This is a genomic window from Nocardioides sp. (assembly GCF_031422975.1).
Lineage (GTDB): Bacteria > Actinomycetota > Actinomycetes > Propionibacteriales > Nocardioidaceae > Nocardioides.
This window is the reverse complement of sequence record NZ_JANPEO010000349.1, coordinates 1-7217: the sequence shown is the minus strand read 5'-3', so window position 1 is coordinate 7217 and position 7217 is coordinate 1. Positions and strand designations below refer to the sequence as shown.

General features: G+C 67.1%; 5 protein-coding genes. 4 read left to right on the top strand and 1 reads right to left on the bottom strand.

What is annotated here, in order from left to right:
* Nucleotides 1–623 precede the first annotated feature (623 nt).
* Together RMO85_RS10570 and RMO85_RS10565 are read left to right on the top strand one after the other, a co-directional pair.
* On the top strand, nucleotides 624–2114 hold the full coding sequence (locus tag RMO85_RS10570; protein ID WP_310528688.1) for a multicopper oxidase family protein: 1491 nt from the start codon (nucleotides 624–626) through the stop codon (nucleotides 2112–2114).
* A 567-nt stretch (nucleotides 2115–2681) separates the two neighbouring features.
* On the top strand, nucleotides 2682–4427 hold the full coding sequence (locus RMO85_RS10565) for an acyl-CoA dehydrogenase family protein (protein WP_310528687.1): 1746 nt from the start codon (nucleotides 2682–2684) through the stop codon (nucleotides 4425–4427).
* A gap of 148 nt (nucleotides 4428–4575) precedes the next feature.
* Here RMO85_RS10565 and RMO85_RS10560 read toward each other — a convergent pair whose 3' ends face one another.
* Entirely contained in the window at nucleotides 4576–5769 is a 1194-nt protein-coding gene (locus RMO85_RS10560; protein WP_310528686.1) for an aminotransferase class I/II-fold pyridoxal phosphate-dependent enzyme, read from the bottom strand.
* 95 nt (nucleotides 5770–5864) lie between these two features.
* Here RMO85_RS10560 and RMO85_RS10555 point away from each other — a divergent pair, with 95 nt between their 5' ends.
* Both RMO85_RS10555 and RMO85_RS10550 read left to right on the top strand, forming a co-directional pair.
* Nucleotides 5865–6365, top strand: coding sequence for an Lrp/AsnC family transcriptional regulator (locus RMO85_RS10555; protein ID WP_310528685.1), 501 nt, complete (start codon nucleotides 5865–5867; stop codon nucleotides 6363–6365).
* Nucleotides 6366–6477: 112 nt separating this feature from the next.
* Complete coding sequence (locus RMO85_RS10550; protein ID WP_310528684.1) at nucleotides 6478–7062, top strand: MarR family transcriptional regulator; 585 nt, start codon at nucleotides 6478–6480, stop codon at nucleotides 7060–7062.
* Nucleotides 7063–7217: the final 155 nt, after the last annotated feature.

Here is a 7217-nt window from a genome sequence, read left to right as displayed (position 1 = left end):
TGCTGACCACCATAGGGATGCGCCGCACGCCGCACATCGGACGGGAGGCGCATCATGCGTCTCCCTCGCAGGGATGATGCCGCGGACGGGTCCCATCCTTTTGCCGGAGGGCAAAGTCCCTCCGCCTGGCAGATGTGGCGGGCCGGTCCCGGCGCCTACCGTTGGTGAGCAGGACGACGACATGAGAGCCGTCGGAAGGCGGCTGGTCCACTCGACCAAGCGCGACGCGAGAAGCCGCGCTCATCGCTCACCACCCGCGTATGAGGCCCCAGGTCACGGCAGGAACGGTCGCGCGGGACCCCTGCTGCTGCCGAACCGTCTGCGGGTCACGACCACAGTCCTACTCGTTCGACCATCGGCACCACGCCGATGCCCGATATCGTCCAAGGAGAAGCAAAGTGAGTGCCGACCACCGATTCGACCGACGACAGTTGCTCAAGATCGGTGGCATCGCCGGAATCGGGATCGCCGGGATGAGTGTCGCGGGTTGCGGAGCAAGCGACCGGCCCTCCGGTGGTCAGCCGGGACGTTCCGGCTCGGAAGACGATAGGCGTTCCGGCTTCGACGACGCCGAAGACGGACGGTCGGGCTTTGACGACGATGAGCGCGTCCTGACTTCGCGGGTGACGCTGCCAGCGGTGTTCGTGACCGCCCTGCCGACGCTGCCCACGCTCAAGTCGACCGGGCGCCGCAATGGGCAGGATGTCTATGAGCTGACCCAGCGGACCGCGACACACGAGATCGTGCCCGGTCTGAAGACGACCGTATGGGGTTACGACGGCATGTTCCCGGGTCCGACGATCGAGGCCCGCCGCGGCGCCCCGATCGTGGTCCGGATCCACAACGAACTTCCCGTCCCGACCACTACTCACCTGCACGGCGGCGTCACGCCGCCTGTGTCCGACGGCTATCCCACCGACGTCACGGTTCCACGCGGCTACCCCGAGCGAGTCGACGCCGCGATGCACTCCATGCAGATGTCCGATGGCCAGACGATGGGGCCGATGGGCAGTCGGCCGGACCCGAAGGTCTGGACGACTCACCAGGAGTACAAGGACTACGAGTATCCGATCGAGCAGCGCTCGACGATGCTGTGGTACCACGACCACCGCATGGACTTCACCGGTCCGCAGGTCTGGCGTGGCCTGGCCGGTGCCTTCATCGTCCGTGACGAGCAGGAGGAAACCCTCGGGCTCCCGGCCGGCGAGAAGGAACTGGTTCTCGTGATCTGCGACCGAGCGTTCGCCGAGGACGGTGAGTTCATGTACCCGTCGGTTGACCCGACACTGATCCACCGGGCCGGCGACGAGGAGGATTACATGGAAGGCGCGCTCGGTGATGTGATCCTGGTCAACGGCGCCCCGTGGCCAGTGTCCAAGGTCGCCAACACCCGCTACCGGTTGCGGATCCTGAACGCCTCGAACGCGCGCCGCTACGACCTTCAGATGCACCCCAGCGGCGGCGATCAGCGGGCGCCGTTCGTGCAGATCGGGAGCGACGCAGGCCTGCTCGCAGCCCCACAACAGCTCGCCTCGATCCCGGTTGCGCCCGGCGAACGCTTTGACGTGATCGTCGACTTCTCCAGCTACCCCGTCGGTACCGAGATCGTGCTCAGCAACTCCCTCGACAAGGGCAACACCGGCCAAGTCATGAAGTTCGTGGTCGACCGTGTTGAGACCGACGAGTCAAGGCCACTGCCCACCCAGCTCGTGGGCGACTTCGAGGTCCTCAATGCTCAGCAGGCGGTCACCTCCCGCCGCTTCGACTTCGGCAAGGACGACTCCACCGGGATCTGGACGATCAACGGCCAGCCCTTCGACCCCGCCGCGAACACGGCGAGCCCGAAGCTGGGCACCGTCGAGCGATGGCGCTTCAGTACCGACTGGGTCAGCCACCCTGTGCATGCGCACCTCGGGCAGTTCCAAGTACTCAGCCGCGGTGGCCGTCGACCCGACCCCTCTGATGCCGGCTGGAAAGACACCGTCAATGTCACCCGGGACGGCCCGGTCGAGGTCCTCATCAAGTTCACCGACTACAAGGGCCGCTACATGCTGCACTGCCACAACCTCGAGCACGAGGACATGGCGATGATGGCGAACTTCACTGTCACGTAGCCGACCATCGGCGCGACCGTTCGCCACCTGCCGGACCCAGGTGCTCCAGGTCGTAGCAAAGGAGACCTCGAGCCCGGACAGAACCTTCGACCGCCGCCGCGAAGGCAGGCCGCTGCACCGCGATGCCTCGGGGCAGTCCTCATCGGGGTTCGCCGCGTCCGCCCGACCGGGTCGCCGCTGGTAATGGTGTTGTAGCGCGGGTGGAACCCCTGCACCCTCGGATCCTGCGCGCGCGAGCCAGAGCGATCCGACGCAGGAGGCGTGCGTCGAGCTGGTGGCCGGGCCCGAAGGCAGTTGTCCGCTGTGTGGTGTGCGCGACGCTGACCCAGCACCGGTAGAGGATCCGCTTTCGGTGACGGATCGCCGCTGGCGACCGGGTAACTCTGATCGCAGCTCGAGACGCGGGGTGCGACGACCTCGTCCAGTGAGAGAGAATCGTCGAAACGGGCCCTGGCTGGCCCGGACGGGTCGGCATAATTGTCCGATCGGAGGACACCGGTCAAGGTCTGAGACGCCTGATTACCCACTGGTAGGTTGTGGGCGTCCGCCCTGAGGAAAGGCACGCCCATGACCGGCTCCGCACTCCTTTTCAACCCTGGCACCGCCGATTTCGCGGAGTTCGACGAGGAGACGCGTCGGCAGTTGCGCGCAGTCATCGACTGGTTCGAGGCGCGAGGCAAGATCCAGCTCCTGCGCGACGACCTCGACGCGACCTGGGTCGCCGATTTCCTCGACTTCGTCAAGAAGGAGAAGCTCTTCTCGACCTTCCTGACCCCGTCGGCGTACGCCAATGGCGATCCGAACAAGCGCTGGGACGCAGCCCGCAACGCGGCGCTGTCCGAGATCTTCGGCTTCTATGGCCTGGCCTACTGGTACGCCGAGCAGGTGACGATCCTCGGCCTCGGACCGGTGTGGATGAGCGACAACGAGGCGGTCAAGAAGCGGGTCGCCCAGGAGCTCGAAGACGGGGGAGTGATGGCGTTCGGCCTCTCCGAGCGCGACCACGGGGCTGACGTCTACAACACGGACCTGCTGCTCACGCCCTCCGACAACGCTGAGGACCTCGCCGACGGCGTCGGCTACCGGGCGTCCGGCACGAAGTACTACATCGGCAACGGCAACGTTGCCAGCACGGTGTCAGTGTTCGGGCGGCGCACCGATCTCGAAGGCGCGGACGCCTACATCTGGTTCGCCGCCGACAGCCAGCACGACAGTTACGAGCTCATCGACAACGTCGTGCACGGGCAGATGTACGTCAGCACGTTCCGGCTCAACGACTACCCGGTGCGCGAGGAAGACATCCTGCACGCCGGACCGGACGCGTTCTCGGCGGCGCTGAGCACCGTCAACGTCGGCAAGTTCAACCTGTGCAGCGGCTCGATCGGCATGGTCGAGCATGCGTTCTACGAGGCCATCACGCACGCGAACAACCGGATCCTCTACGGCAACCCGGTGACCGACTTCCCGCACGTGAAGGGGAGCTTCGTCGACGCCTACGCACGCATCGTCGCCATGAAGCTGTTCAGCGACCGCGCCACTGACTACTTCCGCAGCGCGAGCCGCGAGGACCGGCGCTACCTGCTGTTCAACCCAATGACGAAGTCAAAGGTCACCTCGGAGGGTGAGTTGGTCGTCACGCTGCTCCAGGACGTGCTCGCCGCGAAGAGCTTCGAGAAGGACACCTACTTCTGCGAGGTGGCCCGCCTGATCGGAACCCTGCCGCGACTCGAAGGCACTGTGCACGTGAACGTCGCGCAGATCATCAAGTTCATCCCGAACTACTTCTTCAACGCGACGACGTACGCGCCGATCGGAACCCGCAAGGATGCCGCCGACGACACGTTCTTCTTCGCACAGGGACCGGCGCGAGGCGCGGGCAAGGTGCAGTTCAACGACTGGGCGCCGATCTACGAGCAGTTCGCCGAGGTCCCCAACGTGGCCCGCTTCTACGAGCAGGCGCAGGCCCTTCGTACGCTCCTCGGTACGGCCGGCCCGGATGCCGACCAGCAGAAGGACCTGGACTTCCTGCTCAACGTCGGACACCTGTTCTCGCTGATCGTCTACGGGCAGCTGATCCTGGAACAGGCCGAGATCACCGACCTCGACCGCGTCGTACTCGACCAGATCTTCGACTTCCAGGTCCGCGACTTCTCGGCGTACGTCGTGGCCCTGCACGGGAAGGCGGCCTCGAGCGAAGCGCAGCAGGAGTGGGCGATCGGGGCGATCCGCAAGCCCGTTGTCGATCGCGATCGGTTCGAACGGGTCTGGGAACAAGTCAAGGCGTACGACGGCGCCTACGAGATGCGGGCCTGACTGCGGTCGCTGTTCAGGATGACTCGCCCCGCAACTCGTTGGGCTGCGGGACGGGTCGCGCCTCCAGAGGTCGAGTGAGCCAGGCAATCAGGTCGCATGCGGAGTGGCGTCGAACCACCGCTCCACTCCTACGAAGCCCCGGTAGGGCTCAGCTCCGAGCCAGCGCCTGGTCGAGGTCCCGCTGCAGGTCGTCGACGTCTTCGAGGCCGATAGAGAGCCGGACGATGTCGGCGGACGGGCGAGCGTCCGGCGCCACCGGGCGGTGAGTCAAGGCCGCCGGGTGTTGGATCAGCGAGTCCACGCCCCCGAGAGACACCGCGTGGGTGAACAACCGCACATTGCTCGTGACCCGGGCCGCGTGGTCATAGCCGCCGGTGAGCTGGAGCGCGAGCATCGCCCCGGGGCCGCGCATCTGGCGGCCGACCAGACCGAGCGGGTCGCACTCGGGGATCTGCGGGTAGAACACCCGGACCACTGCGGGGTGGGTGGACAGCCAGGCGGCGGTCTTGTGCGCCGACTCCTGCTGGGCGCGTACTCGAAGCGGCAGGGTGCTGAGGCCGCGGTGCAGCAGGTAGGCGCCCAGCGGATGCATCAGGGCGCCCGTGACGGCACGGACCCGGCGCAGGGCCGCTGCCCATTCGGGGTTGCAGGCCACGACGCCACCGACGGTGTCCCCGTGCCCGCCGAGGTACTTCGTCGCGCTGTGCAGCACCAGGGCGGCGCCGTCGAGGGCCGGGTTCTGCAGCACCGGGGTGGCGAAGGTGTTGTCGACGAGCACGGGTCGTCCGTCCGCGGCGGTGACGACGGCGCGGATGTGGACCAGCTCGAGGGTCGGGTTGGCCGGAGTCTCCAGGACGACGAGGCAGGTGTCCTCACGAACAGAGGCGGCGACCTCGTCGGGGGCGCAGTACGTCACCTCGACGCCGAGCAGCCCCGAGGCGAGCAGGTGGTCGGTGCCGCCGTACAGCGGGCGCACCGCGACCACGTGGTTGCCGCCGAGCTCGGCCTTCACCGCGAGGATGGACGCGGTCATCGCGGCCATGCCCGAAGAGAACGCGACACTCTCGGCGGTCCGCTCCAGCGTGGCCAGCGCGGACTCGAACCGGGCGACGGTCGGGTTCCACAGCCGGGCGTACACGTTCCCGCCCTCGGCGGTGGGGTGGCCACCGGTCGCCATCGCCTCGTACGACGCCCCGCCGTGCTCCAGGTCCGGAAGCGGGCTCGTGGAGGACAGGTCGAGTGGGAGGGCATGCACGCCCAGGTCAGCGAGGTCGTCGCGACCGGCGTGGACGGCGAGCGAGTCGAGGGCGAGCGAGTCGAGGGCGAGCGTGGCGTATTCCATCCATGCACGATGCTATTTTCTGCGACCAGTGGAAAGTATTGTTGAAGAATGTGACGCCAGTGACCACAACTTCGAAATTTTATGGAGACTCAGCCGTGCGGAAGGCCAACAAGCCGAAGAAGCTGCCAGCCGGTTCGCCCCGGCCCCTGGACGATACTGACCGTCGGATCCTCTCCGAGCTGTTGGCCAACGGCCGGCTCACCAACGCGGCCCTCGCCTCGCGGACGGGGATCGCGGAATCGACCTGCATCCACCGGGTCCGGGCGCTGCGCGACTCCGGGGTGATCCGGGGCTTTCACGCGGAGGTCGACCTCGGCGCCTTGGGGCTTCCGATCCAGGCGGTGGTCAAGGTGCGTCTCGGCACCCACAACCGGGACGAGGTCAACCGCTTCCACGCCACCTTGTCGGTGATCCCGGGTGTACTGACGATCTTTCACGTGGCCGGCGAGGACGACTACCTGCTGCACGTCGCGGTCGAGTCGTCCGAGGCGCTGCGTGACCTGGTCCTCGAGCACGTGACCGTGCACCCGGTGGTGCGGCACACCGAGACCCAGCTCGTGTTCGGGGTGATCCCCGCGGCCGGGGTCTCCCCCTAGGAGGTGATGCGCAGGCACGTTGGTCGAGAACGTGTGACGACACGGCGTGCGGGCCGAAGAACTGGACGCGGAGTCGTTGACTGTCAATATAATGGAGGATAACCTCAGCCATATGAGAACTGAGGCGCCGCTCCTCGCTCCGATCTTCCGGTCGGACGGTCAGGCGCGCCTGCTCTCCGCCTTGTTGCTCACCGGCGATGAGCTGAGCATCACCGATCTGGCGAAGCGGGCTGGCCTGGCCTACCCGACCGCGCATCGCGAGGTTGCGCGCCTGGCGGACGCCGGCATCCTCAGCGAGCGACAGGTGGGCCGCACGAGGTTGATCCGCGGCAACAACGAGAGCCCGCTGGTGGGCCCGTTGCGCGAGATCCTCACGGTCGCGACCGGCCCGGTGGTGATGCTGGCCGAGGAGCTCGCCCGCATCGACGGGATCGAGTCGGCATTCCTCTACGGCTCCTTCGCCGCGCGGATGCTCGGGGATGCCGGTGCGGCGCCGCACGACATCGACGTCATGGTGCTCGGCGAGCCCGACGTGGACGCGGTCTACGAGGCGTGCACCCGAGTCGAGGCGGCGGTGCACCGTCCCGTGAACCCGACGGTCCTCACCCCTGAGGAGTTCGCCGCGCCCTCCGGGTTCCTGGACAACGTGCGCAGCGGCCCGGCGGTCGCCGTGATCGGGGAGCTGCCGTGGCGCTGACCCCGCTCACCCGCGTCCAGCAGGCGACCCTCATGACGGCAAATCCGGCGATAAAGAGAACGTTCATGAGTCGAGCCTTTCATCTCCTGGCGGCGTCGCTCGGACCTCCCATTGAGCGATCCGCTATCGGGCTCTGTCCGCCGGGCGTAGGTCCG